Origin of the sequence: Hallerella sp. (assembly GCF_022776125.1) — a bacterium.
In the GTDB taxonomy this organism is placed as follows: Bacteria; Fibrobacterota; Fibrobacteria; order Fibrobacterales; family Fibrobacteraceae; genus Hallerella; species Hallerella succinigenes.
This window is the reverse complement of sequence record NZ_JALFIA010000066.1, coordinates 1-24,527: the sequence shown is the minus strand read 5'-3', so window position 1 is coordinate 24,527 and position 24,527 is coordinate 1. Positions and strand designations below refer to the sequence as shown.

Annotated in this window: 23 protein-coding genes; 13 read left to right on the top strand and 10 right to left on the bottom strand. The window is 51.0% G+C overall.

All coding sequences use genetic code 11. The features are described from left to right. The first annotated feature begins 6 nt into the window (after positions 1-6). Positions 7-966, top strand: a complete 960-nt coding sequence (epmA, locus tag MR847_RS08215) for an EF-P lysine aminoacylase EpmA (RefSeq protein ID WP_100425993.1) — start codon at positions 7-9, stop codon at positions 964-966. Here the strand turns inward: epmA and MR847_RS08210 are convergent. Beyond that, positions 947-1,417: a TlpA family protein disulfide reductase gene (locus MR847_RS08210; protein ID WP_287723484.1), complete on the bottom strand. Its 471-nt coding sequence runs from the start codon at positions 1,415-1,417 to the stop codon at positions 947-949. The two genes, epmA and MR847_RS08210, sit on opposite strands and share 20 nt — an antisense overlap. A 122-nt stretch (positions 1,418-1,539) precedes the next feature. Here MR847_RS08210 and MR847_RS08205 point away from each other — a divergent pair, with 122 nt between their 5' ends. The 5 genes from MR847_RS08205 to MR847_RS08185 all read left to right on the top strand — a co-directional run bounded on the left by MR847_RS08205 (position 1,540) and on the right by MR847_RS08185 (position 6,753). Then, positions 1,540-2,604 (top strand): type IV pilus twitching motility protein PilT, encoded by a 1,065-nt coding sequence (locus MR847_RS08205; protein WP_100425995.1) that lies wholly within the window; start codon positions 1,540-1,542, stop codon positions 2,602-2,604. 3 nt (positions 2,605-2,607) lie between these two features. Beyond that, entirely contained in the window at positions 2,608-3,810 is a 1,203-nt protein-coding gene (locus MR847_RS08200; protein ID WP_106519159.1) for a type II secretion system F family protein, read from the top strand. A 1-nt stretch (position 3,811) separates the two neighbouring features. Continuing rightward, positions 3,812-4,687 (top strand): FISUMP domain-containing protein, encoded by an 876-nt coding sequence (locus MR847_RS08195; RefSeq protein ID WP_287723483.1) that lies wholly within the window; start codon positions 3,812-3,814, stop codon positions 4,685-4,687. Between the two features lie 141 nt (positions 4,688-4,828). Next, complete coding sequence (locus MR847_RS08190; protein ID WP_100425998.1) at positions 4,829-5,173, top strand: SpoVG family protein; 345 nt, start codon at positions 4,829-4,831, stop codon at positions 5,171-5,173. 11 nt (positions 5,174-5,184) lie between these two features. Continuing rightward, entirely contained in the window at positions 5,185-6,753 is a 1,569-nt protein-coding gene (locus MR847_RS08185; RefSeq protein WP_287723482.1) for a YifB family Mg chelatase-like AAA ATPase, read from the top strand. 12 nt (positions 6,754-6,765) lie between these two features. Here MR847_RS08185 and MR847_RS08180 read toward each other — a convergent pair whose 3' ends face one another. Together MR847_RS08180 and MR847_RS08175 are read right to left on the bottom strand one after the other, a co-directional pair. Next, a complete protein-coding gene (locus MR847_RS08180) occupies positions 6,766-7,128 on the bottom strand; it encodes a dihydroneopterin aldolase (protein ID WP_100426000.1) in 363 nt (120 codons plus the stop codon). Then, the gene (locus tag MR847_RS08175) at positions 7,128-8,189 is read right to left on the bottom strand and encodes a hypothetical protein (protein WP_100426001.1); all 1,062 of its coding nucleotides are present in this window, start codon (positions 8,187-8,189) and stop codon (positions 7,128-7,130) included. Before MR847_RS08175 ends, MR847_RS08180 begins: the two co-directional genes overlap by 1 nt. A 99-nt stretch (positions 8,190-8,288) precedes the next feature. On the opposite strand from MR847_RS08175, the gene hemA reads away from it, so the two are divergent. From hemA to MR847_RS08160, 3 genes are read left to right on the top strand one after another with little or no spacing between them, the layout of a single operon-like run. Then, a complete protein-coding gene (gene hemA, locus MR847_RS08170; RefSeq protein WP_106519156.1) occupies positions 8,289-9,560 on the top strand; it encodes a glutamyl-tRNA reductase in 1,272 nt (423 codons plus the stop codon). Between the two features lie 12 nt (positions 9,561-9,572). Further along, positions 9,573-10,553 (top strand): hydroxymethylbilane synthase, encoded by a 981-nt coding sequence (gene hemC / locus MR847_RS08165; RefSeq protein WP_100426003.1) that lies wholly within the window; start codon positions 9,573-9,575, stop codon positions 10,551-10,553. Further along, entirely contained in the window at positions 10,553-11,164 is a 612-nt protein-coding gene (locus MR847_RS08160) for a uroporphyrinogen-III synthase (RefSeq protein WP_287723481.1), read from the top strand. The genes hemC and MR847_RS08160 overlap by 1 nt, the downstream gene beginning before the upstream one ends. On the opposite strand, the gene lepB is transcribed toward MR847_RS08160, so the two are convergent. Together lepB and lepA are read right to left on the bottom strand one after the other, a co-directional pair. Further along, entirely contained in the window at positions 11,139-11,978 is an 840-nt protein-coding gene (lepB, locus tag MR847_RS08155; RefSeq protein ID WP_100426005.1) for a signal peptidase I, read from the bottom strand. The genes MR847_RS08160 and lepB overlap by 26 nt on opposite strands. Before the next feature lie 2 nt (positions 11,979-11,980). Continuing rightward, a complete protein-coding gene (gene lepA, locus MR847_RS08150; protein WP_100426006.1) occupies positions 11,981-13,804 on the bottom strand; it encodes a translation elongation factor 4 in 1,824 nt (607 codons plus the stop codon). An 88-nt stretch (positions 13,805-13,892) separates the two neighbouring features. On the opposite strand from lepA, the gene MR847_RS08145 reads away from it, so the two are divergent. Beyond that, entirely contained in the window at positions 13,893-14,942 is a 1,050-nt protein-coding gene (locus MR847_RS08145) for a hypothetical protein (protein WP_287723480.1), read from the top strand. A 71-nt stretch (positions 14,943-15,013) separates the two neighbouring features. Here MR847_RS08145 and lexA read toward each other — a convergent pair whose 3' ends face one another. Then, positions 15,014-15,673, bottom strand: a complete 660-nt coding sequence (gene lexA / locus MR847_RS08140) for a transcriptional repressor LexA (RefSeq protein ID WP_106519151.1) — start codon at positions 15,671-15,673, stop codon at positions 15,014-15,016. A 317-nt stretch (positions 15,674-15,990) separates the two neighbouring features. On the opposite strand from lexA, the gene MR847_RS08135 reads away from it, so the two are divergent. After that, the gene (locus tag MR847_RS08135) at positions 15,991-16,686 is read left to right on the top strand and encodes a hypothetical protein (RefSeq protein WP_287723479.1); all 696 of its coding nucleotides are present in this window, start codon (positions 15,991-15,993) and stop codon (positions 16,684-16,686) included. Positions 16,687-16,828: 142 nt separating this feature from the next. Here MR847_RS08135 and murA read toward each other — a convergent pair whose 3' ends face one another. Then, entirely contained in the window at positions 16,829-18,097 is a 1,269-nt protein-coding gene (gene murA, locus MR847_RS08130; RefSeq protein WP_106519148.1) for a UDP-N-acetylglucosamine 1-carboxyvinyltransferase, read from the bottom strand. Positions 18,098-18,102: 5 nt separating this feature from the next. Continuing rightward, entirely contained in the window at positions 18,103-18,909 is an 807-nt protein-coding gene (locus MR847_RS08125) for an RDD family protein (protein WP_287723478.1), read from the bottom strand. A 40-nt stretch (positions 18,910-18,949) separates the two neighbouring features. On the opposite strand from MR847_RS08125, the gene rapA reads away from it, so the two are divergent. Beyond that, complete coding sequence (gene rapA, locus MR847_RS08120; RefSeq protein ID WP_287723477.1) at positions 18,950-21,898, top strand: RNA polymerase-associated protein RapA; 2,949 nt, start codon at positions 18,950-18,952, stop codon at positions 21,896-21,898. 22 nt (positions 21,899-21,920) lie between these two features. Further along, on the top strand, positions 21,921-23,063 hold the full coding sequence (gene proB / locus MR847_RS08115; protein WP_106519145.1) for a glutamate 5-kinase: 1,143 nt from the start codon (positions 21,921-21,923) through the stop codon (positions 23,061-23,063). Positions 23,064-23,115: 52 nt separating this feature from the next. On the opposite strand, the gene MR847_RS08110 is transcribed toward proB, so the two are convergent. Further along, complete coding sequence (locus MR847_RS08110) at positions 23,116-23,871, bottom strand: FISUMP domain-containing protein (RefSeq protein WP_287723476.1); 756 nt, start codon at positions 23,869-23,871, stop codon at positions 23,116-23,118. A gap of 107 nt (positions 23,872-23,978) precedes the next feature. Continuing rightward, on the bottom strand, positions 23,979-24,527 hold a 549-nt coding region (locus tag MR847_RS08105; RefSeq protein WP_287723475.1), incomplete at its 5' end, for an AlbA family DNA-binding domain-containing protein.

The following is a 24,527-nucleotide window of genomic DNA, read 5'->3' as shown; positions in this document are numbered from 1 at the left end:
TTTTTTATGAAGACATTTGAACCGAGCTGCGATCTTGCAACATGGAAGGCGCGTTATGCGCTGACCGAAAAAATCCGCGATTTTTTTAAGGCGCGAAATGTGCAGGAAGTCGAAACGCCTGTGCTTTCCCGTGCAAGCGGAACCGATGTGCATTTGGATTATTTTGCAACGCTCGGAAAGCCTACCCGTTACCTGATGACGAGTCCGGAATTTCACCTGAAGCGACTGCTTGCCGCTGGCTTCGGGGATATTTTTGAAATAGCGCACGCTTTTCGTTTGGACGAAGTCGGCTGTAAGCACAATTCCGAATTTCAGTTGGTCGAATGGTACCGCGTCGGTATGCATTACGAAGATTTGATGACGGAAGTCGAAGATCTGGCGTCCACGATTCTTGGCAAAAAGATCCAGGCGGAACGTTTGACTTTCCGTGATGCGTTTCTGCGTTATGCAAAAGTGGACCCGTTCCAGGCGACTGCGGACGATTACCGCAAAGCCTTAAAAGAAAACGACGTCCCGGACGTGGAAGGCTCGGAAACCTTTTCGACCGAAGACTGGTGGGACTACCTGATGGTGACGGTCGTGGAAGGGCATCTTGGAAAGGACGCGCCGCAGTTCTTGATGGACTATCCGGAAAGCTGCGCCGCTCTTGCCCAAACGTATGTGAATGCGAATGGCGATACGGTCGCAAAACGCTTTGAACTTTACATCGAAAATATGGAACTCTGCAACGGCTACGAAGAACTGACGGACCCTGCAGAACAAAGACGCCGATTTGAAGCGGATATCGCCTGGAGAAAGGCGAATCATAGACCCGTTCCGGCGATCGATGAAAAGTTCCTCGCCGCGCTCGAACATGGAATGCCTGCGGCATCTGGAGTCGCCGTGGGACTTGATCGCCTTTACATGCTTGCTCTCGGCAAAAAGAATATTGAAGACGTCATCCTGTTTATGGACGACAATGCGTAACGTCCAAAGCCTTTTCGATCTGTGTCCGGAGAATTTTTTCGTTCAGCAGACCGATCTGCCGCATTTGAATATTTCCGGTACTGTCGATTAAAAAGTGCGTCGGAATCGAACGCGGATGTCCGAACTTTTTCATGAGTTTAAAGTCCCAGTATACGACCGGGTAGGGGATTTCCCTTGCTTTCACGAATTCGAGCATCGTCTTTTCGTCGTCATCCTCGTTGACTCCGATCACGTGCAGTCCGCAGGGGGAATATTCCGCATAGATCTTTTTGAGCGTGGGAAGCTCTGCGTTGCAGTAGCCACACCAGGATGTGTGAAAGACAAAAAGGTTCACCCCTTCATAGCCTTCGACCTTTTCGGGAATTCGGTCGTATTGGGCTTCACTGCAAGCGTTTAATCCGAGCGCAAGGGCGACTCCAAAAAGTAGAATCTGCGGTCTAAAAAACTTCATTTTTGCTCAATTTAGAAATTTTGAGAGATTTTCTGCCTCAAAGGTTTAGAACGATCGGCATGGGTTGTTATTTTCCCAAATCAGCAAATACTAGTCGAAAAATTTAATGTTATATTCAAAGCATGTATAATATTCAAGATCTTCTTGCAGAAATGGTGAAGCGTGGCGCTTCCGACTTGCATATCACCGCGGGTATCCCGCCCATGCTTCGCTTGGCGGGTAAACTCACTCCGATGGGCACAGAAAAGCTCAAACCGGATGAGACCATGCGCATGACGTACAGTTTGATGAATGAACTCCAGAAGAAGTCCTTTGAACAGAACAAGGAATGTGATTTCTCCTTCGGTATTACGAACTTGGCACGTTTCCGTGCGAATGCTTATTTGCAGCGTGGCTGCGTCGCCCTCGCTTTGCGTATCATTCCTCTTGAAATCAAGACCTTTAAGGATTTGGATCTTCCGCCGATTGTCGCTGAATTTACGACTCGTCCGTCGGGACTTGTACTTGTGACCGGTTCTACTGGTTCTGGCAAGTCTACGACCTTGGCCGCCATGATCGACAAGATCAATAAGGAACGCCACGAACATATTCTGACGATTGAAGACCCGATTGAATTCTTGCACAAGCACCAGAACTGCATGGTGAATCAGCGTGAAGTCGGCAACGATACGAAGAGCTTCTCCCAGGCTTTGAAAATGGCTCTCCGTCAGGACCCGGACATCGTGCTCATCGGCGAAATGCGAGACTTGGAAACGATTCGTGCCGCCTTGACGATTGCGGAAACAGGTCACTTGACTCTCGCGACGCTTCATACGAACTCCGCTGTGCAGACGATCAACCGTATTGTCGACGCGTTCCCGCAGGGTGAACAGCAGACGGTGAGAACCCAGCTGTCCTTTGTGCTTCAGGGCGTTGTTTGTCAGATGCTTCTTCCGAAGATCGGCGGCGGCCGAGTGATGTGTTACGAAGTGATGAACGTGACTCCGGCTATCCGGGCTTTGATCCGCGATAATAAGTCGCACCAGATCGGTTCCATGATTGAAATCGGTCAGAAGTTCGGTATGAACACGATGAATATGCGACTCGCGGAACTCGTGCGTCAGGGCAAGCTCGAACATTTCGAAGCGGTCGCCAAGTCTCCGGATCCGACTCAGCTTGAAAAAGAACTCGAACAAATGGGAGTTTAATCCATGCCGGTTTTCCTTTATAAGGCGCAAAATACTCAAGGAAACCAGTTTAGCGGGGAAATTGAGGCGAAGGATAAGAATGAAGCGGAATCCCTGCTTCGCCGTAAACACTTGGTCGTTGAAAGCCTTAAACGCAAACCGATTGAAATCCGGATCAATATCGGCTCGGGCATCAAAACCAAGGACGTTTCCCGCTTTACGCGCATGTTCAGCTCGATGACTTCCGCAGGTCTTCCGATGCTCCAGTGCTTGACCATTTTGGAAGAGCAGATGGAAAACCCGGCGATGCGCGAAGTGGTTCACAAGCTTACGATGTCGATCAGTGGTGGTTCAAGCCTTGCCGATGCTTTGACTCAGCATCCGAAGGTCTTTGACAAGCTCTACTGTAACATGGTTGCGGCAGGTGAAGCGGGCGGTATCTTGGACGGAATTCTTTCTCGTCTTGCCGACTACCTGGAATCGAACGAACGCTTGGTCCGTAAAGTGAAGAAGGCTTTGACTTACCCGGTGATGGTCGCTGTCGTGGCTGTTCTTGTGGTGGTCTTGATGCTTTCCTTCGTGGTGCCGACCTTTGCGGCTTCGTTTATGGAACTCGGTGGCGAACTTCCGTGGCCGACGCAGTTCGTGATGGATCTTTCGGATATGATCCGCGATTATGCGGCGTTCTGGATTTTGAGCGTCGTCGCGATTATCGTCGCGTTCAAGGTCGTGATGAAGGTCCCGAAATTGCACTTTGCCTTTGATAAGTTCTTGCTTAAAGTTCCGAAGGTGGGCGACTTGCAAATCAAGAGTGCCGTGGCGCGTTTTAGCCGTACTCTCGGTACGCTTTTGAATGCCGGTGTTTCGGTGACGGAAGCGTTGCAGGTAACGGCAAAAACCTCGGGTAACTCTGTGGTCGAAGCGTCAATTATGAAGATTGCGGTCGGCCTTGCTGGCGGTAAGAGTATTGTAGATCCGATGAAGGATGCGAAGATCTTCCCGGCGATGGTCATCCAGATGGTCGGCGTCGGTGAAAAAACGGGTCAGCTCGGCGCGATGCTTTTGAAGGTCGCAGACTTTTACGACGAAGAAGTGGACGCCGCGATCGACGCTTTGACGTCGATGATGGAACCGCTTATCATGGTGGTGCTCGGCGGTGCTGTCGGCTTCCTCATGATTGCAATGTACATGCCGATGTTCAGTATGTCGGATGCGATTAAGGGGTAAAATGAAAAGCTCGTCTACCTCAGTTTCTTCCTCATCTTTTAGTTCCGAGGTAGACCTTTCCTCGTCAGAAGAATCTTCGGATGCAAATTCGTCCAGTTCTGGTGTAAACGTCGTTTCATCTTCTTCCTATTCTGTTTTGGAATCTGGAAAATATTACAACCCGAATATTTCATATGGGGAACTTGTCGACGAAAGAGATGGGCAAGTCTATAGAACGGTTGCAATCGGAAGCGAGGATTCGGCTCAAATCTGGATGGCGGAAAACCTGAATTTTGATTATGACGTGCAAACGGCATCGGGAAAACCGACCAGTTTCTGCTATCAAGATTCCGTTGAGTATTGTGCAAAGCTCGGACGTTATTATACGTGGGCGGCCGCCATGGATTCTGCGGCTCTTTTTAGCGAAGACGGCAAGGAGTGCGGACTAGAATCAAAGGAATGCGCCCCAAAGGATACGGTCCGAGGCGTTTGCCCCAAAGGGTGGCATTTGCCGAGCAGTCAAGAATTTCACAGACTTACGGCGTATGCTTATTCTAACGGGAGGTATGTGGAATCCTGGCAGACCGGACGCCTTTTAAAATCCAAGGTTGGCTGGAAATCGACTTATTATCAGGCTTATGATAAAACGATTGAGCGTAATGGATACGATCCTTTCGGTTTTGGAGCCATTCCTGCGGGGGGGTGTGTTCCCGAATGCCAAAACATCGGATTCTCCGCTTTTTTCTGGACGTCGACAAAAGGAACTTTGACCCCCGAGCGTAACGCGTTCAGGGTGGCTCTTTATAATTATCATGACTGGTATGATGAAACGTGGGTTTTTGATTACTTCGCAGATAATTATGCGCATAGCGTTCGTTGCGTCCAAGACGCTGATTAATCGATTGTAATCACTGATTAATCACTTTTGAAAAATAAAAAACGGCGATTTCCTTAAGAAATCGCCTTTTTTGCTTTGGCACGCATTTTGCTTTAATAGCAGTGTCTCGATGTTGAGACGCTAACTTATTAGGAGGGCGCAATGCCAAAGGTCAAAGCAGAAACAGCAGAAGTCAAGCAGGAAAAGCCGGCGAAGGTTTCGGAATTCGATTGCCTCGTCGTCACCAATGTCCGTGTGTATCCGTTCAAGGAAGGCATTAACATGGGCCACATCAAGGCGCTTGCCCGTGTGGTTCTGAACGACCAGTTTGAACTCACGCAGCTCCGTGTGATGGACGGTGAAAACGGTCTGTTTGTAGGCTATCCGAACGACCCGTTCTACAAGGGCGAGGAATATCGCAGCATCTTCTACCCGATTACCCGCGCATGCCGTGAGCATATCGAAAACTGCGTGCTGGAAAAGTACCAGGAAGTCACGGCTGCATAAGAGGTTTCGACGTGTTCCAAAGAATTCGCACAAGCTGCCTGCTCGGAATCAAGGCGATTCCTGTCCATGTGGAAGTTGATTCTTCGCCGGGACTTCCCGGTTTTACACTGGTCGGTCTCCCGGACAATGCGGTTCGCGAATCTCGGGAACGCGTCGTTTCGAGTATTCGAAGTTCCGGTTATGCGGCATCCGGAAGTCGCATAATCGTGAACCTTTCCCCTGCGGATTTGCGCAAGGAGGGAACTTCTTTGGACCTTCCGCTTGCGATTGGAATGCTCGTGGCGAGCGAAGAAATCCAGGCGGAGCGTCCAGAAAGGTTTGTCTTTTTGGGGGAGCTTTCTTTAGATGGAAAGGTGAAGGCTGTACATGGTGTGCTTTCCGTGGCGATGAGCCTTTCTAAAAAAGAAGACATTTTAGTGGTGCCGAGGGAGAACGTTGCGGAGGCGAGCCTTGTGGAAGGGCTTTCGGTGATTGGCGTCTCCACCCTTGCGGAATGCATCGATGCGATTGCGCCGGGTTCTGTAAAGCTCCCGGTGCGGTCTTGCGGTATTTCGCGTAGGGCTTTGGCTGCAGATCCCTCGGTACCGGATTTTCGTTCTGTGGTAGGAATGGAAGGGGTGAAGAGAGCCTTGGAAATTGCGGCGGCGGGCGCTCATAACTTTTTGCTGGTCGGTTCTCCTGGATCGGGCAAGACTTTTTCCGCCCGCTGCCTTCCGAGCATTTTGCCTCCGATGACCGATGAAGAAATTCTCGAATGTACACGCATCTATTCTTCGCTACATGTTCTTGGTGAAGATAAGGCGAAATGCTTTTTTGCACGCCGCCCGTTCCGTTCACCGCATCATTCTTCGTCGATGGTTTCGCTCGTCGGGGGCGGAGTGCATCTGCGCCCCGGAGAGGCGAGCCTGGCTCACAATGGAGTGCTCTTTTTAGATGAGCTTCCCGAGTTCAACCGGAACGTTCTAGAGGCTCTTCGCGAGCCGATGGAAGAAGGTGTAATCCACATCAGCCGCGCCTGTGGAACGGTCTCCTGGCCTGCGCGCTTTATGATGGGTGCGGCGATGAATCCTTGCCCATGCGGATATTCGATGGACTCGAAAAGGGAATGTTCCTGCTTGCCGGATTCCGTTCGACGGTATCGGCAACGCCTTTCTGGTCCGCTGCTCGACCGGATTGACATCCAAATGGCGGTCCCGTCCACCGATCCGCAACAGCTGATGCAGATGCCGCCCGGGGAATCTTCCGCTGAAATCCGTGCCCGTGTGACCGCAGCCCGGGACTTGCAACAGCAAAGGTTTAGGCGCTCGCGTTGCCGCACGAACTCCGAAATGACAAGCGAAGAAACAAAAAACTTCTGCGGAATGAGTGTCGAAACGGAACGCTTTGCTGTTTCCGCCGCCGACAAAATGCAGCTAAGCGCCAGAGGCTATTACCGCATGCTTAAGGTTGCCCGCACCATTGCGGACTTGAGAGCTTCACAGTTCGGCTCTAAAGCGGAAGATGCAAAAAAGGCTTCCGTTGAATGTTCAGACATCGCGGAAGCTTTAAGGTATCGAGCCTTTTCAGGCTTAAACAGTTGATGCTTGGAACGGTTAGGAACGTTCGAGCTGGATCTCTGCCACAGAGCCTTTGGCTCCCGGGATCGCTTCCGTCTTCTGGATACGGACCCAGGCGGCAGAAACCTTCGGGGACTTTTCAAAGATCTTTTCGGCAGTACGCAGAACTAAAGTTTCGACCAGCTGAAATTTGGAATCTTGAATAAATTTCACCAGTTCGTTGGACAAATCGGCATAGTTGACCGTGTCGTTTAAATCGTCAGATGCCGCAATCGGTTCGAAGTCCAACCAAAGGGAAAAGCTGAGCGTCACCGGTTGCGGTGTTTCGCGCTCAAAAGAAAGGGCCCCGAGAATCGTCTCAAAGCCCAAATCTTGAACCGTAATTTTACCGGTCTTCATTACCAGGTGAAGAGGACGATAGCGCCAGCGATCGAGGCTGCTGCAACACCGAACCAGATGTTACGAGCCATCGAGTAGGAATCCATCGCGTCCTTGTTCTTCTTGTTGCGGGATTCGAGCTGGCTGATTGCCGAGGTCTTATCCTGTTTTTCGTACCAGAGAAGAGCTTCGTAGCAAGAATTCTTGCCGCCGCAAGCGTTTTTGATATTTTCCTTGTGGGAATCGATCACGTCGTTTACGTCGTCGTAAGCGGACTTTGCGTCGCTATACTGCATCTGGTCGTAGATGCCGATGCCGATACCAGCTGCGGCCACGCCGACAAGACCCCAAGCGCTCCACTTACGAACTTCGTCGGCGATACCGAAGCGGTTCGTCACATCGTTTGCCGCGTCGCTAGAAGCGTAATCTTCGTCGTTTGCACGGCTTGCTGTTTCACCCACGTCGCCTTGGACGTCGTAGTTGTAATCATCTTCGCTTTCGCAATCCGGATCGTTATCATCGCAGTATTCGTATTCGTCTTCTGCGGAGGAGGAACTTTCTTCTGCCGGGGCTGCTGCGTAGGTGTCTTCGCTGCTGGAGGAAGATTCGGCGGAAGCAGAAACGAGGGCAATCGTCTTGACTCCGCGGTGGACGTACATTTCGGTCACGCCTTCTGCGAAGACGGACTTGCCGTCGAAGTAAACCTTTTCAATATCGCTGTTTGCATCGGCATCTTTGCTTGAATAAGCTTTCGCCTTGACGACGAAACCGTAGGCGATGCCGTCCGGAAGGCTGAATTCAGCAAGGCTAGCCTTGTCGGAACCTTCGCGGCCTTCATAAAGCTGGTAGGTAGTCGGGGCTTCGCCAAACGGATCTTCAAACTTCTGACGTACATAGAAGCGTCCGTCTTGAACATTTTCGACCGAGCCGGATGCAGAAATTTTCAAAGAGCCGCCAAATTCTGCGTCAATATATTGGTCTGGGGTACCGACTTCTTCGCCGGAAAAACTTTGAATGGTATAGTCATCGGCGAAAGTGGTGGCCGCAAGCATACCGATGATAGCGAATAACTTAGACTTCATTCGTTGACTCCAATAAATATTCTGCCACAAATATATATAATCCTTTTTTTGAGAGGTAACTTCCCAAAATTTTTCTAGCTTACATATTTGAAAAAAGTGATGAACAATAAAGAAAATACGCATTGTGTCGTTCTCGGCGCAAGTCATAAGACGTGCCCGGTTGCTTTACGTGACCGGCTTGGTTTTTCTGGTAACCTGCTCGATAAGGGCCTTTCGAGCCTGGGAATGCTTCCCGGACTTTCGGAAGTGGTCATCCTTTCTACCTGCAACCGTACAGAAATCTATGCCGCGACCCTGTATCCGGACGCATTAAGGGATACATTGATCAACTGGTGGGCGGAATTTGCGCACATGGATGCCGCAGAACTCGTCCCGCATTGCTTCTATTTGACCCATATCGAGGCGATTTCGCACCTTTATACGGTGGTTTCCTCTCTCGACAGCCTGGTGTTGGGCGAAACCCAGATCATGGGACAGGTCAAGGAGGCGTTTCAGCTTTCGCAGAAGGCGGGAAAAGTGGGATTCTTCCTCAGTCACCTGTTCCAGTCGGCTTTGACCCTCGGTAAGAAGGTCCGAGAGGATACGGCAATCGGGGAAGGTACCGTTTCGATTCCGTTTGCGGCGGTTCAGCTTGCTTTGCGCGAATTTGACGACCTTTCGCCGCTTTGTGTGGGAATACTTGGACTCGGCGACATGGGAAACATCGCTTCTGTGGAGCTTTCCACAGAACGGGTGACCAAATTCCGGTTCTTTAACCGCACTCTTGCCAAGGCTCAGAATTTTGCGGCGCGTTTTGGGGGTGAGGCTTATGACCTCTACGAAATGCCCGAAAAACTGAAAGACGTGGACTTGCTGATCGCCGCAGCCTCTTCGCCCGAATATCTCGTTACCGATGATATGGTGAAAAAGGCGAAGCGCAGCGTCAAGACTGTATATATAGATATCGGCGCTCCGAGAATCATCGATCCGGCAATTGCAAAGCTTCCTAACATTTCGCTCTTTAGCATCGACGAGCTGAGCCGCGTGGTGGAAGATAACCGCAACAAGAGACGGCATTCCGCAGAACGCGCTCGCGAAATCATCAGCGATGCGGTGGACGAATTCGCCGAATGGTATGCGACTCTCGGTGTGATTCCGCTGATGCTTTCGCTTCGCAAACACCACGAAACGATCGGACAGGAATTGCTTCAAAAGTGGGAACATCGTGTGTCTCCAGTAGAAATGGAACACCTGCGCCGTTACAACGACGAACTGATCGCGAAACTTTTGCACCGTCCGTCTTCGGCACTCAAACGTCTGGGCGCTGCGGGTATGGGCCTTGAAAGCCAGTTGATTCTCGAAAAACTCTTCGACTTGAAAAGCGAAGATTAAGAGGTTTTGCACATGGGAACGATTAAGATCGGTACACGCGGAAGCGCTCTCGCTCTTGCCCAAGCCTATTTGACCCGGGACTTGATCCAAAAAGCTTTTCCGGATTTAACCGCAGAAATCTGCATCATTAAAACGAGTGGTGATAAGGACCATGTGCGTTCCCTGGTTTCGTTCGGTGGTCAGGGCGTTTTTGTAAAAGAAATCGAAGAAGCCCTGATGGAAAAGAAGATAGATCTCGCGGTGCATTCCCTGAAAGATGTGCCGGATTCGATGGACGATCGCTTGGTACTTTCGGGATTTTTAAAACGCGAGAATCCGTGTGACGTTTTGGTTTCGGGCGGTAAAAAGTTTGCCGATTTAAGGCCTGGTGCAACGATCGGAACCGGTTCGCCGCGCCGCGTTTTGCAGTTGAAAAAAATGCGTCCGGACGTGCATTGCGTGAACTTGCGCGGCAATTTGCCGTCTCGTATTGAAAAGGTCAGGAACGGGGAATTCGACGCAATTCTCTTAGGGGCTGCGGGTTTGAACCGTTTGGAAATGCCTTCGGAAATTTCGGAAGTCTTTACGGTCGACCAGGTGACGCCGGCGATCGGTCAGGGCATTATCGCCTTACAGAGCCTCAAGGAAAATTCCATGGCGCGGGAAATCGCCGAAAAGATTTCTCATCGTGAAACGGTCATTGCGGCTCGTGTGGAACGTCATTGGATGAATTTGCTCGGCGGTGGCTGTCGCGTTCCGATGGGCGCAATCCTAGAAGTGGATGGAAGCGCCTTCCGCTTTACCGCGTATCTCGCCGATCCGCAGAACGGACAGTCTCTGCGCATGGTCCAGCGTTTTGAAGAAAATGCACTTTCGGAACAGGCGCACGCATGCAAGGCTTTGGACGCGTTTGCAAAGACCTTCATGGACGCTTGCCATCAAAAAGGAATCATGCTTCCTTCGGAAGCTCCGGGAACGGAAGCGATTGCCGCATTCTGGAATACGGAACACTAATGCTTGTCATCGATACGAAAATGACACCGCCGAATGCGGAAGCCTTTTCTCGCGAAGCCTTGGCCGGAAACGAGCTTTGGCACGTGCCGGCGTTGCAGTATCGTCCGACAGGAATTCCGCTGGAACTTTCGGATTTTGATGCCGCTTTTCTCGGAAGTCCACGGGCGGTGAATCTTTCAAAAGAGGTCCTGAAAAACTTCAGCGGTGTGATTTTTGCCGCAGGCGTTCAGACGGCGCAGTGCCTTTTGCAATCTGGAATTTCGGTGTCGGTAGCCGGATCGGAAAATGGCGCTGGCAAAGATTTTCCGGGCTTCTTAAAAAAGCATCCTGTAAAAAAAGTCGCCTGGATTTCCGCCTCGCAGACGGCTGCGGATTTGCGCGCGATTTCCGAAGAAAATCAGATTGAAATTTGCCACTTCCCGGTTTACGAAACTTCGCCTGCGCCTGTGGATGAAGAAAAGTTCAAAGCCTTGACGCATCCTGTCGCATGGCATTTTTATTCGGGCAAGGCGGTGCTTGCGTTAGAACGCTTTATTCAAAAATCGGACGTGGTGTACTTGCATGGCGCTAGCGCCGAAAAAGCTTTTAAAAGCGTAAAAGCTTCCCTTTGATTTGACTTTTGGAAATGTAGCCGAAGCTGCGGGAATCTTCGCAACGGACGCCTTTTTGACAGATGACGTAATACGCGTCTTGGGGAGCCTTGAAATATTGAACTTCGGAAGAATCCTGGGTGCGGTAAAGTTTGCGTTCAAAGTGGACGGGCTTTGCTCCCGGATCTTCACGGTCGATTTGCAGACCGAGTAAAATGTATTCTTGCCAGTGGAAACCGTTGATTTCACGGATTGAAACGGGGCGTCCAAAAATATGGGTGCTGCCGACGCGGCTGATCGGAAGCGTGTCCGTGCCGCGGTACAGCTTGGCTTCGGTATAAAAGTTGCGGAAACCGAATTTGCGATGCGCCCATTCCGAAGTGTAGTCGAATGAGATGTCGTTCAAGTTTTTAAATACGATGGAATCGTTTTTTCGCGGGACGTAAAAACTGCGAGGCGCGAGAATTTCGGATTCTTCTTCCCAGCTGTACAGATCTTGTTCTACACGGATTTTCCCGGCGGGTGAAAGGTGCACCGTGTCTCCGGGAAGTCCAAAGACTGTACGGAGCGCTTCGGAATGATCGGGAAACGAAACGAGTACAATGTCACCGCGAATTAATTTGTCTGTACACGTTGGAAGTTTGCAGACCCAGACGAGCTCCCCCGAAGGTAGTTCGGGCTCCATCGAGTTCCCGACGATGCGGAAAGGTTCAATCGCATAGAATCTAGCCGCAAAGCTTGCCACGAAAACAATCGCAAGGATCGTTCCCAAAAGAACGTTCCAGCTCGGAGACGTGGAATGCAAGAGTCTGCGGCTAGTCGACTGAACAGACATGATTAGTTTTCGGAGCCCTTGCCTGCGTCGGAAAGGGAAAGAACGGCGAGGAATGCCTTTTGAGGAACTTCGACCGTGCCGATGCTCTTCATACGCTTCTTACCTTCCTTCTGCTTTTCGAGAAGCTTTCTTTTGCGGGTGATGTCACCGCCATAGCACTTGGCAAGAACGTCCTTGCGAACGGCTTTGACCGTGCTGCGGCTGATAATCTTTCCGCCGATGGCTCCTTGGATCGCGACGTCGAACTGCTGGCGAGGGATCAGGTCTTTTAAGCGGACGCAGATTGCGTTTGCATAGGATGCGGACTTGTCACGGTGAATGATCACCGAGAACGCATCCACCGGATCACCGTTCAACAAGATGTCGAGCTTCACCAGGTTGTTTGCTCGGTAGCCGTTCGGGGCGTAGTCAAGTCCGCCGTAACCGCGGCTAATGGACTTGAGCTTGTCGTAGAAGTCGAACATGATTTCGGCAAGCGGAAGATCGTACTTGAGGATGACCTTCGTTTCGTCGATGTATTCCATGTTTTCGAATTCACCGCGCTTTTCTTCGCAAAGCTTCATGAGACCACCGACGTATTCCTTAGGCGTAAAGATCTGAGCTTTCACATAAGGTTCTTCGATACGTTCGTAACGCGAAGCATCAGGAAGTCTGGACGGGCTCGAAACCTTGATCATTTCACCGCCCGTCAGATAGACGTGGTATTCCACGTTCGGAACGGTCGTGATGATGTTCACGTTGAATTCACGGTCCAAGCGTTCCTGCACGATTTCCATGTGCAGGAGTCCGAGGAAGCCCGTGCGGAAACCGAAGCCGAGTGCGTCAGAAGTTTCCGGTTCCCATTGCAATGCGGAATCGTTCAGTTTGAGCTTTTCCAAGGCTTCGCGCAAATTCTTGTAGTCTTCCGGATCGATCGGGTAAATGCCCGAGTAGATCATCGGCTGAATATCTTTGTAACCGGGCAGCGGATTTTCGGCAGGATCGTTGGCATCGGTGATTGTGTCGCCGATCTTCACGTCGCTGATCGTTTTCACGTTGGCGAGGACGTAGCCGACCATGCCTGCGGTGAGTTCCTTGCGCGGATTGCGCTTCATGGTGAAGGTTCCGACTTCGGTCACCGTATAGGTGGCGCCGCTTGCCATCAGCTGAATTTCCATGCCAGGACGGAGTGTGCCGTTCATGATGCGGATGTCGTTGATCACCCCGCGGTAGGTGTCGTACATGGAATCGAAAATGAGCGCCTGGAGTTTTGCGCTGGCGTCACCCTTCGGGGCCGGAATTTCGTCGACGATACGGTCGAGAACTTCGGGAATGTTGATGCCTGTCTTAGCCGAAATGCGAGGAATCTTATCCGGATCATATCCGAGAAGATCGCCGACGAGCTGTGCCACATGGTCCGGGTTAGCACTTGGCAGGTCCACCTTGTTCAGGACTGGGATGATTGTTAGATCGTTTTCAATCGCGAGGTACAGGTTCGAAAGGGTCTGCGCCTGAATGCCTTGAGTGGCATCGACGACGAGAATAGCACCTTCACATGCGGCGAGGGAGCGGCTAACTTCATAGCTGAAGTCGACGTGCCCCGGGGTATCGATCATATTCAGAATGTACTGCTCGCCGTTGCGTTCATAGAGCAAACGGATTGCATGGGCTTTAATGGTAATGCCACGTTCCCTTTCCAGATCCATGTCATCCAGGAGCTGGTTCTGCATATCTTTTTCGGCAACCGTTTTGGTCAGTTCAATCAAACGGTCGGCGAGAGTGGATTTGCCGTGGTCAATGTGGGCGATAATCGAGAAATTGCGGATATTGTCTTCTATTTTGGCCATCGGGCACAAATATAGTTTGTTATATTTTAGTGATATGAGCTCAAAAAAACAATTGACTAAGAAAAAATCAATTCCTGAAAAGAAGACAGTGAAGAAAGCCGCACCTGCAAAAAAGGTGCAGTCGGTGAAAAAAGGTTCTCCGAAGAAGGCAGCTCCTGTTAAAAAAGGAGCATCTGTCAAGAAGTCGGCTCCGGCGAAGACCGTTCCGGTAAAAAAGGCAGCCCCTGTGAAAAAGTCTACTGCAAAGGCTGCTCCGAAGAAAGCTCCTGTAGCGAAGAAAACGGCTGCGGTCAAAAAAGCGGTTACTGTGAAAAAGGCCGCTCCGACTAAAAAGGTTGCTCCGCAGACGAAGAAAACAGCAAAGACCGCTGTCGAAAAAAAGAAATCTGTAACGCAGGGATCCTCCACCTCGAAGAAGAATTCCGTAAAGGAATCATCGACGAACCCACAGCGATCTGCAAAGTCGGCTAATCCAAAAAGCTCGATAAAAAAAACTACGAAAAAGGCGCTAACCAAGGACAAATCGGTAAAACCGGCTGTCACGCCAGTGACAAAGCCTGCAAAGCCGGGGAAACCAGCTAAACCGACGAAGCCAGCTCCGGTGGTCAAGCCGGAACCCGAAGTCGTGGAAGATGATGCGATTCTTCTTTGCGGCGGCGTTAAGATCACGAAGGTTGCATTCTTTTTCGAAGAAGCCGAACAGGATTCTGCAACAAAGAAAAAGGTCTCAGGCGCAGAGGCGGTTGAAAAGCCGACTGCCAGTATGCGTCACCGCGCATCTCTTGCGGAAGAAACTCCGGAAGAGCTTTACGCACGTGTGATAGCAGAACTCCAGGAAGAAAACCTGCGCTTTGCAAAGGAATGCTCTCGTCAGCTTTGCACCAAGTGCTGCCGCAATCCGGTGGCTCCGGAATTTCGCGTAGATAAGGATCTCGGCTACTGCGAAGAATGTGCAGAAATTCTCGGCCTTGGAAGTTCGAAGGAAGCGCGCCACTTGAACTATCAGGCGAAGCTCCTTGGAACGGATTCTTTGGATGAAGCTCGTGACGATGACGACTTTGAAGGTGCACCGACTCAGCAGGAAATTGAAGAAGTGGATGAAGATTTGAACTTGGATGACGATTCCGGTATCCGCTAACCTCGAATTCTTCAAGATTTTAAAAAGAAAGCCCGCGTGAAAATCACGCGAGCTTTTTTTGTTCGGATAAATTAATTGATCTTGCGAAGAACGCCGATGACGCGGCCTGCGATCGAGAACTTGCGGTCTGGATTGACGATGATCGGCTGGTACTTCGGGTTTGCGGCGCGAAGTTCGATGTGATCCGGCTGCGGCTGATAGTATTTCACAGTCGCTTCGTCATCGACTTGGGCGATGATGATTTCTCCGCGTTCTGCAACGGTCTGGGAACGTGCAAAGACGAGATCGCCGTCAAAGATGCCTGCGTTGATCATGGAGTCGCCTTTTACATGGAGTGCGAAAACATTCGGCTGGCTCGCGAGAAAGTCGCGGTCGACGGTCACGGTGCCTTCTATGTTCTGCACGGCGAGAATTGGGGTGCCGGCAGCCACGCGTCCAATAATCGGAACTTCAACTGTATTTTCGGAATTCTGAGCTTCTGCTGGGGCGTTTTGAACCTTGGCGGATGCGTTCAGGATTTCGATGCCACGGCTGAGTCTCGCAGCTCTGCGGATGTAACCTTTTTTGATCAGGGCAGACAGAATGGAGCGGACTCCGTTTGTCGAAGAAATTCCGAATTTGTCTCCGATTTCGCGGACGGTCGGCGGCATCTTTTCCTTTTCGGTGCAGGAGCGGATGTAGTCGTAGATTTCCTTCTGGCGATCGGTTAGCGGTTTTTGCGGCGTACCCATATAAGACCTCGTTCTTTTTAGTATAAAAATAGTGCACATCTGTTTAATTGTCAATAGGGGCACTGCACAAAATTTTTTTTGCAGGTTTTGCAACGATTTTGTGCGCATTTTCGACCGATTCTTTCCGTAATTATCTAAATTAGGCGTCGAAGTCGCTTTTTTTTTCGCCAGTTGGCGATTTTGCCCGTTTTTTGGGCCTTTTCACATGGCCGTTGAGCTCCCAGGAGCGCTAGTAAATGGCCCCGTCTCGCGACTTCCGCGGAAATTACGGTCCTTCCAGCCGCTTTCTGTGTCACCCTTTGACTGAGGTACTCTAAATGGAACACATCACTCTCGCACTCGCCGTTATCACGGTGATCCTTGGAATCGTTATTCTTTCCAAGGTGAATAAGCTCATCACGATGCTTCATACTCCGATTGTCAAGCGTGTCTCGGACACCAATCTGAAGCCGAACCGTCATACGGTTAGCGCTCAGGATATGGCTGCTCGTAACAATGACCGTCGCGATAATAATCGTAACAACGATCGTCGTGATCGCAACAATTCGAATAACAATGGCAATCGCCAGGAACGCAATAACAACCGCGATCGCAACAATGATCGCATCGACCGCAATGAACGTCGTAATGACCGCCGCAATGGCCGTAACGAACGTCGTCGTGAATTCGCCGCAGAAAAGGTTGCTGAAGCAGAGGCTCCGGTGGTTGAAGCTCCGGCAGCTCCGGTTGCACCAGCTCCTGTCGCAGCTGCTCCGGCTCCGGTTGCAGCTCCGGTGGTTGAAACTCCGGTTGCAGAAGCTCCGCGTACTGAAGGTCGTCGTCCGCTTCCTCCGCGTGTTCAGGCAACGCTCCCGGAAACTCCGGCAGCTGTTCCGTCCGCTCCTGCTGCTTCGGCTGCAGAACCGGAATCCGTCGGTGCTGAATTCGATCCGACGAAGGTCCGTTATGGCCGTCGCAACGTGATGAAGAAGCTCCCGGTGGAAGAAGATTCTGCTGAAGAAGCAAAGGCTTAATCGCCAGCGGATTCAAAACGCAATTTGCAAAAAAGGTTCGCAGAAATGCGGGCCTTTTTTTTGGACAGAAAGAGCTATCGAAAAAGAAAAGGCAACTGAGCGGTTGCCTTTTCTTGTTTGCCGTTTTGACTTTTTCTTTGGATTAGGATGGGTCGCTTAAACGAACAACCATTCCGCCGAGCTTTGCCATCTTGGCTTCGAAGTTTTCATAACCGCGGTCCAGATGGTAAATTCGGCTGACGCGCGTTTCACCGTCTGCGACAAGGCCCGCGATGACGAGGGCTGCAGCAGCGCGTAGATCCGACGCCATGACCGGTGCGCCTTGGAGCTTTTCGACGCCCTTGATCGTTGCCGTGTTGCCTTCGAGAGAAATGTTTGCACCAAGGCGGTTCAATTCGGCGACGTGTTTAAAGCGGTCGATATAAACAGTATCGCGGATCTTACTTTCGCCAGGGACGGTTGCAAGGACGGCCATCAGTGGCGCCTGCAGGTCGGTGGGGAAGCCCGGGTAGGGAACCGCTTCCACGTGGACCGGTTTCAGGTCGCGGCTCGAAGCATCGACTTCTGCCCAGTCCTTACCGGTGTGAACGATACAGCCCATTTCTTCAAAGATGTCAAGAAGCGATTTGATATGGATCGGGTCGCACTTGGTCGCCTTGACTTTACCGCGGCTAATGACCGCGCCACAGAGGAAGGAACCCGCTTCGATTCGGTCTGGAATCGTTTCGCTAAAGCCCGGATGCATTTCTTCGACACCGTGGACAACGAGGGATCGCGTTCCCCGGCCTTCGATCTTTACGCCCATACTCAGGAGTAAATCGACGAGGGAATCGATTTCCGGTTCAATCGCTGCGTTTTCAAGAACGCTTGTACCTTTGGCTAGAGTCGCTGCCATGAGAACGTTCACCGTAGCGCCAACGGAAGAAATCGGAAATCGGAAGTTGCCACCCGGAAGGCGTCCGTTCGAAGTCGCTTCCACATAGCCGTGGGTTACTTCGATATTTGCACCGAGAGCTTCAAGGCCTTTCAAGTGCAAGTCTACAGGACGCGGCCCCCAAGCGCATCCGCCCGGAAGCGACACGCGGCAACGGCCAAAGCGAGAAACCAGAGGGCCGAGAACGTAAAAGCTTGCGCGCATCGTGCTCACGAGTTCATACGGAGCTTCCAAATGGTTTGCGCCATGCGTGTCCACCTTGAATTCATGCGGACCTCCGTCGATACGGCAACCGATGACGCGGAGCACGTTCGACATCGTCTTTGTGTCGCGCAAATAGGGAACGTTCGTAATCGTGGTCACGCCGTCTGCGAGCATGGCTGCTGTCATTGTCGCAAGAACTGCATTCTTTGCCCCAGAGATTTCGACTTCGCCGCTAAGCGGTTTGCCGGTGGGAACTATCGAAAAGGAATCCATATAAATTAATCCTTATTTAAATCTTTGTTCTCGTCGGAATCCGCGTTCTTCTTGCGAATGTGAATCACCTGGGTGCGGGCGAAAAAGTCATGCAGGGCACGCTTTTTCGGATCGATCACTGCGATGACGTAACCGATTCCGTAGAAGACAAGAGTTGCCTGGGTGAGCAGGCTAAAAATGTAGCGGACAATCGCGCCGGAAAGTTTCAGCTTAGAACCATCAGCGCGTTCGATTTTCAAATGCAACAGGAACTTTCCCGGCGTCGCCGAAAGGAACCCGTTGAATCCGACAAAGTAAAGTGTCTGGATGATGAACCAGATGCCGAGGAGATCCGTCATTCCCGGAATCGACATGAACTCATTGCTGAGATTGGCCGCCATCGGGTCTGCGGAATACTTGTCGATAAAAGCGTTGGACGCTTCGACGATCGTGTTGAAGTCGATCAGGTTTGTCCAGTCGAGGATGTGAACTCCCAGTTTCCAGAGCATCGCAATGATGAACCAGTCGATGATGATGGCGCCAGCGCGAACAAAGAAGCCTGCGAAGGTCTTCTTCTGGAATTCTTCGATGCGTTCTTTCAAGATCGCTTCGACGGTTTCGCGGAGCATACGCTCGTCTTCTTCGGAATGGCTTGCGACTTCCGTGTCGAGCGCTTCTTTCCAAGTAATCCAATTGTCGAGCCCTTTGTGCCAGACAAGGGAGTTTTCGTGAATCTGCTGCTTGCTGTGCAGCATCTGTAAATCTTCGAAACTGACCGGGCCTTGACGGCGGTCGCCTTCTAGTATGCTTTCATCAATGTAAAACCAATTCATAAGTCGTTTCTAAATCTACAAAAATGCTAACTTGCGCATTATGAGTACATTCCAAATCGGTCAGCGTTATATCAGTGAACAAGAACCTGAACTGGGTGTGGGTCGAGTTCAGAAAATTGAGTTCAAGAACATCACGATCGAATTCCCTGCTGTGAAGCAGTCTCGAATCTATCGCACGACTGCAGCTCCCATTAAGCGTTACCTTTTGTCCGTCGGCGAAAATGCCAAGAACGAAAAGGGAATGAGCTTTACCGTTGAAAATATCTGCATGGAAAATGGCCTTGCCATTTACTTGGGCCGTGGCGGACGTGAAATGAAGGAGTCGGATTTAAGCCCGAAGGCGGCTCCGCGAGTCTCCGATATCTTTTCTCAGCTGATCCGTGGTAACTGCGCCGACAATAAGGAGTTTGTGCGTCGTGAAACGGCGAATGAACTTTCTTGCGAATGGCAACGTTCCTCGGTGCGTGGCATGATCGGTCCGCGTGTGAACTTGATTCCGCACCAGTATTACCTTTGCAGACGTGCCTGCACTTCCAGTGCGATTCCGCGTTTGATGCTTTCCGATGAAGTCGGTCTAGGTAAGACGATCGAAGCCGGCATGATCTGGCATTCCTTGCGCAGCACGGGCCGCATTACGCGAACACTCATCCTTGTGCCGGAATCGCTGAAGCACCAGTGGATGACGGAAATGTACCGTCGCTTTAACCATGTATTCACTTTGGTGGATGAAGGCTATATTCGCAGCTTCCTTGAAAGCGGTATGCATGAAAGCGACAATCCGAATCCGTTCAATCAGGCAAACGATGTGATTTGCACGATTGAATTCGTGATGAGCCAGCCGGCTGTGACGCAAGATTTTCTGAGCGCGGAATGGGATCTGACGATTGTCGATGAAGCTCATCATTTGGTCTGCGAAGACGACTTTACGAGTAAGGAATATCTGCTCGTGAATTCGATTACGACTCGAACCAAGGGCCTTTTGCTTTTGACGGGTACGCCTCTCCAGCTGCAACCGGAATCGCACTTTAACCGTTTGAAGATGCTCGATCCGGCGCGCTTTACCGCTTACCAGGAATTCTTGAAGGACGAAGAATCCTACCGCAAGATTGTGCGCGATCTTTCGAAGCTCCCGGTGGAATCGGAAGAACCGATGACCTGGGACGACTTGAACGAAGTGCTCCCGAAAAATTCTCCGATTCGCGAATGGCTCTCCAAGGAAAATTCCCGTGAGATGACCGCTGCAGAATGGGTGCGTCGCATTGTCGATGCTCTCGGTACAGGCTCTGTTGTCTTCCGCAACACGCGCCGCAGCGTAGGCGGATTCCCCAAACGCGAACTGTACGAAGTGGAACTGAAACCGGTTCCGCAGTACAGAACGCTCGTCGAAAAGGCAAGCGAAGCGGATCCGGATCATTCGTTCGATATTCTCGTGGACGGTCTCTTGATTACCAAGTACAAGTCCACGTGGAACATGGATGAACGCATTCCTTGGCTGCTCGGATTTTTGAAGGAACATTTGAAGGACAAGGTTCTTCTCATTTGCGAACACCCAGATGTAGTGAACGCTCTCGCGAGCGTTCTCGCAGAAGAAATCGGTGAAAATGCGTATGTGACCTTTACCGAAGATATGTCGATCCTCGCACGCGACCGTGCCGCGGCAAGCTTTGCCGATGAACGCGGCCCGATGCTTATGATCGCTTCGGAAATCGGTTCGGAAGGTCGTAATTTCCAGTTCAGCCACGATTTGATTTTGTTCGATCTTCCGCTCGATGCAGCTCTCGTGGAACAGCGTATTGGACGTTTGGACCGTATCGGTCAGACGCAGACGATTCGTGTGCATGTGCCGTATGTGAAGGGCAGTGCGCAAGAAGTGATCTTCCGCTGGTACAATGAAGGCCTTGGAGCATTCGGTGCGCCTCTCATGAGCGGTGGAGAACTTTTCCTCAAGTACACGGAAACTTTGATTGCGGCGATGGCCGATCCGAAGCACAAGCTTTCGAAGTTTATGAAGGAAACGATTCCGCTGGTGCAGAAGGACAGCGAAATGCTCCGCAAGAACATTGAAAAGGGCCGCGATAAACTTTTGGAATTCAACTCGCGCGATCCGCAGGTTTCGAAGCAGATTACGGATGAAATCCGGAATATCGACGCCGATGAACGTTTGCAGAATTTGATGATCGATACGCTCATGGCCGCAGGCGTAGAAGTGGAAAAGGGTTATGTTCCAACGAGCATGATTTTCCGCGCTGGCTCTCAGGTCGAAGGCGGTACGATTCCGGGACTTCCGACTCGCACGATGCTCGACAAGACTCTTGCCGCAGGCCCGAAGGACGGCTCGGAAAAGTCGGACGATGGTGCTGGCGAACTCACCGGTACGTTTGACCGTACCGTGGCGATGCAACACGATGAAATTTCTTTTTTGAGCTTTGAACATCCGCTTGCTCAGGGCGTAATCGATATGGCGACGGCTTCGGGCAAGGGGCTTACCGCTTGCGTCATTTGGGACGATGCCGGTTCAAAGGATATGCTCATGCAGTATAACTTTGTCGTGGAACCGTCTGTACCTGCCGCATGGGGACTTTCGAGTCTCGCCGGTCCTGAATTCATTCGCGTGCTGGTCGATTCCCAGGGCAAGGATTGCTCGGATCGTTTGGAGGCAATGGACAAGGGCAAAATGCGCAATGCAAATGTGCCGCAGAAGGTACCTGTGGTCACCGAAAAACTTCGCTACTTCGCAAGTACGGGGCACGCTCTCGCCAAGCGTATCGCCACACAAAAGATGGAAGCGATTGCCGCGGAATCCGCGAAGAAGGTGGAAGAACGCGCCGAACAGGAATATCAGCGTATGAACCATTTGCTGACTTTGCGCGGCAAGGCTCAGAACAGTGCCCTTCTCGATCATCTTCGTAAAAACGTGGCTCTTCACAAGAAGGCCGCGTTAAATCCGCAGCTCCGTCTGGATTCTATCCGTCTTCTCGTCTGCCGCTAAAATTACTTTGTAAGGTATTCCAATGAGTGAATTACGTCGAAACATTTTAGGAGAAGCCAAGCGTATCGTCATCAAGATCGGTTCTCGTATTTTGGTGGATTCGGTCCGCGGTGGAGTCCGCACATCTTTTATTCAGAAGTTTGCTCACTCTGTGGCAAAGCTTGTGGAAGATGGCAAGGAAGTCATCGTGGTGACGAGCGGTGCCGTGGGAACGGGCATGGCAATTCTCGGTTATGATGAAAAGCCGAAGGTCCTTGCGGAAAAGCAGGCTTGCGCCGCTGTCGGACAGATCGATTTGATGTACGTCTACCGAGAAATGTTCCTCGGTAACGGAATTGCCGTGGGACAGATTCTGCTTTCGGCAGATGACTTTCGCGACCGCGTGCGTTACAAGAATTTGCAGAATACGTTGAAGACGATGATTTCAAAAAAAATCATTCCGCTCATTAACGAAAACGATTCTTTGGTGGTGAAGGAACTGAACGGCATTGGCGATAACGACAAGCTTTCAAGCGACGTCGCTCTCTTCTTTGACGCGGATCTTTTGGTCGTCTTTACCGATGAAGACGGACTCTTTGACGACAATCCGAAGAAGAATCCGAAGGCGCGCCTTTTGCGCTTTGTTCCGGAAATCACGCCGGACATCATCGCTCTTACGGGCAAGCCGGGTGAAAATGGTTCCGCAGTCAGCACGGGCGGTATGCGTTCCAAGGTGGAATCCATTCGCGCGGTGGTGAAAAGCGGCTGTAACGCGTTCCTCGCAAATGGAATGAAGGTTCTCCCGCATGAAATTATCTATGGGGATGCTGTCGGTACTCTGTTCATCGGCAGCCACAAAAAGCTCGGCAGCCGTAAGCGTTGGCTCTCTTTTGTGAGCACGCCGAGTGGAAGCGTTGTCGTGGACGATGGTTGCGCAGAAGCTTTGCGTAAGAAACATTCGAGCTTGCTCCCGGTGGGCGTCGTCGCGGTCCAAAAACAGTTTAAAGCGGGGGATTTAATCGAAGTTCTTTCGCAGCAGGGAGAACGCCTTGCCCGCGGTATCGCTCAGCTGGACAGTGCAAACGTGCAGCTCGTGTTGCAAAAGAAAACGGCTCAGGTCCGCTCGATATTGGGCGAAGACTCTCCGGAAGAAGTCATCCACAAGAACGATCTCGTCGTTTTTTAACGTCAAATTCCAAAAAAGAAAAGCGGACCGAAAGGTCCGCTTTTTCGTATGCTTAATGAGCGTCTTGAATACAACGGATAGAAAAATATGTGTCTTTATATTCCAACTCAAGTTCGACGGGACTCATGTCGGGCCATTCGTAACCGATAATTTTAAAGGCATAGTCCAGTGCGCTGCCGTGGCTTGTCGGGTCGCTGGAAGATTGGCTGAAAGTCCAGAAAATTGCCGCATAGCGACTGCCGGGGGCATAGGTCGGCAGAGCTCCGAATCCATAGTTGTCGGTGCCATAAGTGTGGACATAGGTTCCGTAGATCGTCTTGACATCTTCCCAATCGTCTGTTTCTGCTTTTAATTTTTGGCCCGAATACGGACCGAGGGTTACGGTGATGTTTTGCAATGTTTTAAATTCGTCGGTGTTAGGAAGATGGTAGCCCTTGGGGCAGATGCCGTGGACGGTGTCCGCCATTTCGCAGGTAGCCGCATAACCGCAACCCTTTGCATCATTGTTGTAAAGACCTGCGGAATCGATCGCGGCACTCCAAGTGTACAGCTTTCCGTATTTTTTTAAGACTTTTGTGGTGTCGTTGTAGTTGTTGACGTCCGTTTTCGGCGGGTTGACTGGATAATCAAAATTCAGATTTTCCGCCATCCAGGTTTGGGAATGATTGCTGTCAGCGATGACGATGGTCTTGTAAACCTGGCCATCGCGTTCGTCAACGAGAGTTCCAAACGAAAATCGTTCGGAACTACTGGAAGAGGATATGGCGAGAGGGTCTAGCGAAGAGGATGACTCTAGATTGTTTCGCAACCGAGCAGAGCTCCCACAATCAGGTAAAACACAACAGTGAAATTTGAAATTCGAGTCAAAGATGTTTTCATTCGGATAACCCTTGCTAAATTTAAAACAAGGCTCTGTTAGTCATTATGGTTGTTGACATCTAGCGTGAATATAGATTTTATTCTGAAAAAGTGGGAATACGCCTTCAAACAACATGGACATACGCCGGAAATACGTAGGAATCGCCCGCAGGGTACGCACGTCTTCTCGTCCGAGAGACCCCGCGAAGGGAGTCCAGAATCTTGTGGCGCCAGAAGAAGGAGGTCTTCAGCCCGATGCCGCATTTTTCCGCGGCAAGACGCAAAATCGAATGAGGTGACATTAGCCCGACGTTTTTCCATCAGGATGTGCTCGTCGTTTTCGTTCGCCACTCCTTTACGTGAGCCGATTCTTACCCAGATGCGTCCCTTGTATCTGACGGGCGGGAATATCGAAGGTTCGACCTTGACCATCACGATATCGCCTTCGTCCATCGAAACCTTTTTGACGGTCATGGACGGTTGCGGTTGAATGTTCCCATCGGTGCGGATAGCGGCCACATTTTTCAGGATGGCGTCTGTCACGTCTATTCCTTGGACGTTCCCGTCGTCGGTCACGCCCAGGAACAGATACCCCGGCTTTCGGTG

What these genes read in the sequence shown, in the direction of transcription:
- lepB (WP_100426005.1), bottom strand. Translation starts at nt 11,978, where the DNA reads ATGTCTGTTCAGTCGACTAGCCGCAGACTCTTGCATTCCACGTCTCCG.
- MR847_RS08125 (WP_287723478.1), bottom strand. Translation starts at nt 18,909, where the DNA reads ATGAATTGGTTTTACATTGATGAAAGCATACTAGAAGGCGACCGCCGT.
- MR847_RS08200 (WP_106519159.1), top strand. Translation starts at nt 2,608, where the DNA reads ATGCCGGTTTTCCTTTATAAGGCGCAAAATACTCAAGGAAACCAGTTT.
- MR847_RS08160 (WP_287723481.1), top strand. Translation starts at nt 10,553, where the DNA reads ATGCTTGTCATCGATACGAAAATGACACCGCCGAATGCGGAAGCCTTT.
- hemA (WP_106519156.1), top strand. Translation starts at nt 8,289, where the DNA reads ATGAACAATAAAGAAAATACGCATTGTGTCGTTCTCGGCGCAAGTCAT.
- hemC (WP_100426003.1), top strand. Translation starts at nt 9,573, where the DNA reads ATGGGAACGATTAAGATCGGTACACGCGGAAGCGCTCTCGCTCTTGCC.
- lepA (WP_100426006.1), bottom strand. Translation starts at nt 13,804, where the DNA reads ATGGCCAAAATAGAAGACAATATCCGCAATTTCTCGATTATCGCCCAC.
- murA (WP_106519148.1), bottom strand. Translation starts at nt 18,097, where the DNA reads ATGGATTCCTTTTCGATAGTTCCCACCGGCAAACCGCTTAGCGGCGAA.
- epmA (WP_100425993.1), top strand. Translation starts at nt 7, where the DNA reads ATGAAGACATTTGAACCGAGCTGCGATCTTGCAACATGGAAGGCGCGT.
- MR847_RS08195 (WP_287723483.1), top strand. Translation starts at nt 3,812, where the DNA reads ATGAAAAGCTCGTCTACCTCAGTTTCTTCCTCATCTTTTAGTTCCGAG.
- MR847_RS08190 (WP_100425998.1), top strand. Translation starts at nt 4,829, where the DNA reads ATGCCAAAGGTCAAAGCAGAAACAGCAGAAGTCAAGCAGGAAAAGCCG.
- MR847_RS08205 (WP_100425995.1), top strand. Translation starts at nt 1,540, where the DNA reads ATGTATAATATTCAAGATCTTCTTGCAGAAATGGTGAAGCGTGGCGCT.
- MR847_RS08180 (WP_100426000.1), bottom strand. Translation starts at nt 7,128, where the DNA reads ATGAAGACCGGTAAAATTACGGTTCAAGATTTGGGCTTTGAGACGATT.
- MR847_RS08210 (WP_287723484.1), bottom strand. Translation starts at nt 1,417, where the DNA reads ATGAAGTTTTTTAGACCGCAGATTCTACTTTTTGGAGTCGCCCTTGCG.
- lexA (WP_106519151.1), bottom strand. Translation starts at nt 15,673, where the DNA reads ATGGGTACGCCGCAAAAACCGCTAACCGATCGCCAGAAGGAAATCTAC.
- MR847_RS08135 (WP_287723479.1), top strand. Translation starts at nt 15,991, where the DNA reads ATGGAACACATCACTCTCGCACTCGCCGTTATCACGGTGATCCTTGGA.
- rapA (WP_287723477.1), top strand. Translation starts at nt 18,950, where the DNA reads ATGAGTACATTCCAAATCGGTCAGCGTTATATCAGTGAACAAGAACCT.
- MR847_RS08175 (WP_100426001.1), bottom strand. Translation starts at nt 8,189, where the DNA reads ATGAAGTCTAAGTTATTCGCTATCATCGGTATGCTTGCGGCCACCACT.
- proB (WP_106519145.1), top strand. Translation starts at nt 21,921, where the DNA reads ATGAGTGAATTACGTCGAAACATTTTAGGAGAAGCCAAGCGTATCGTC.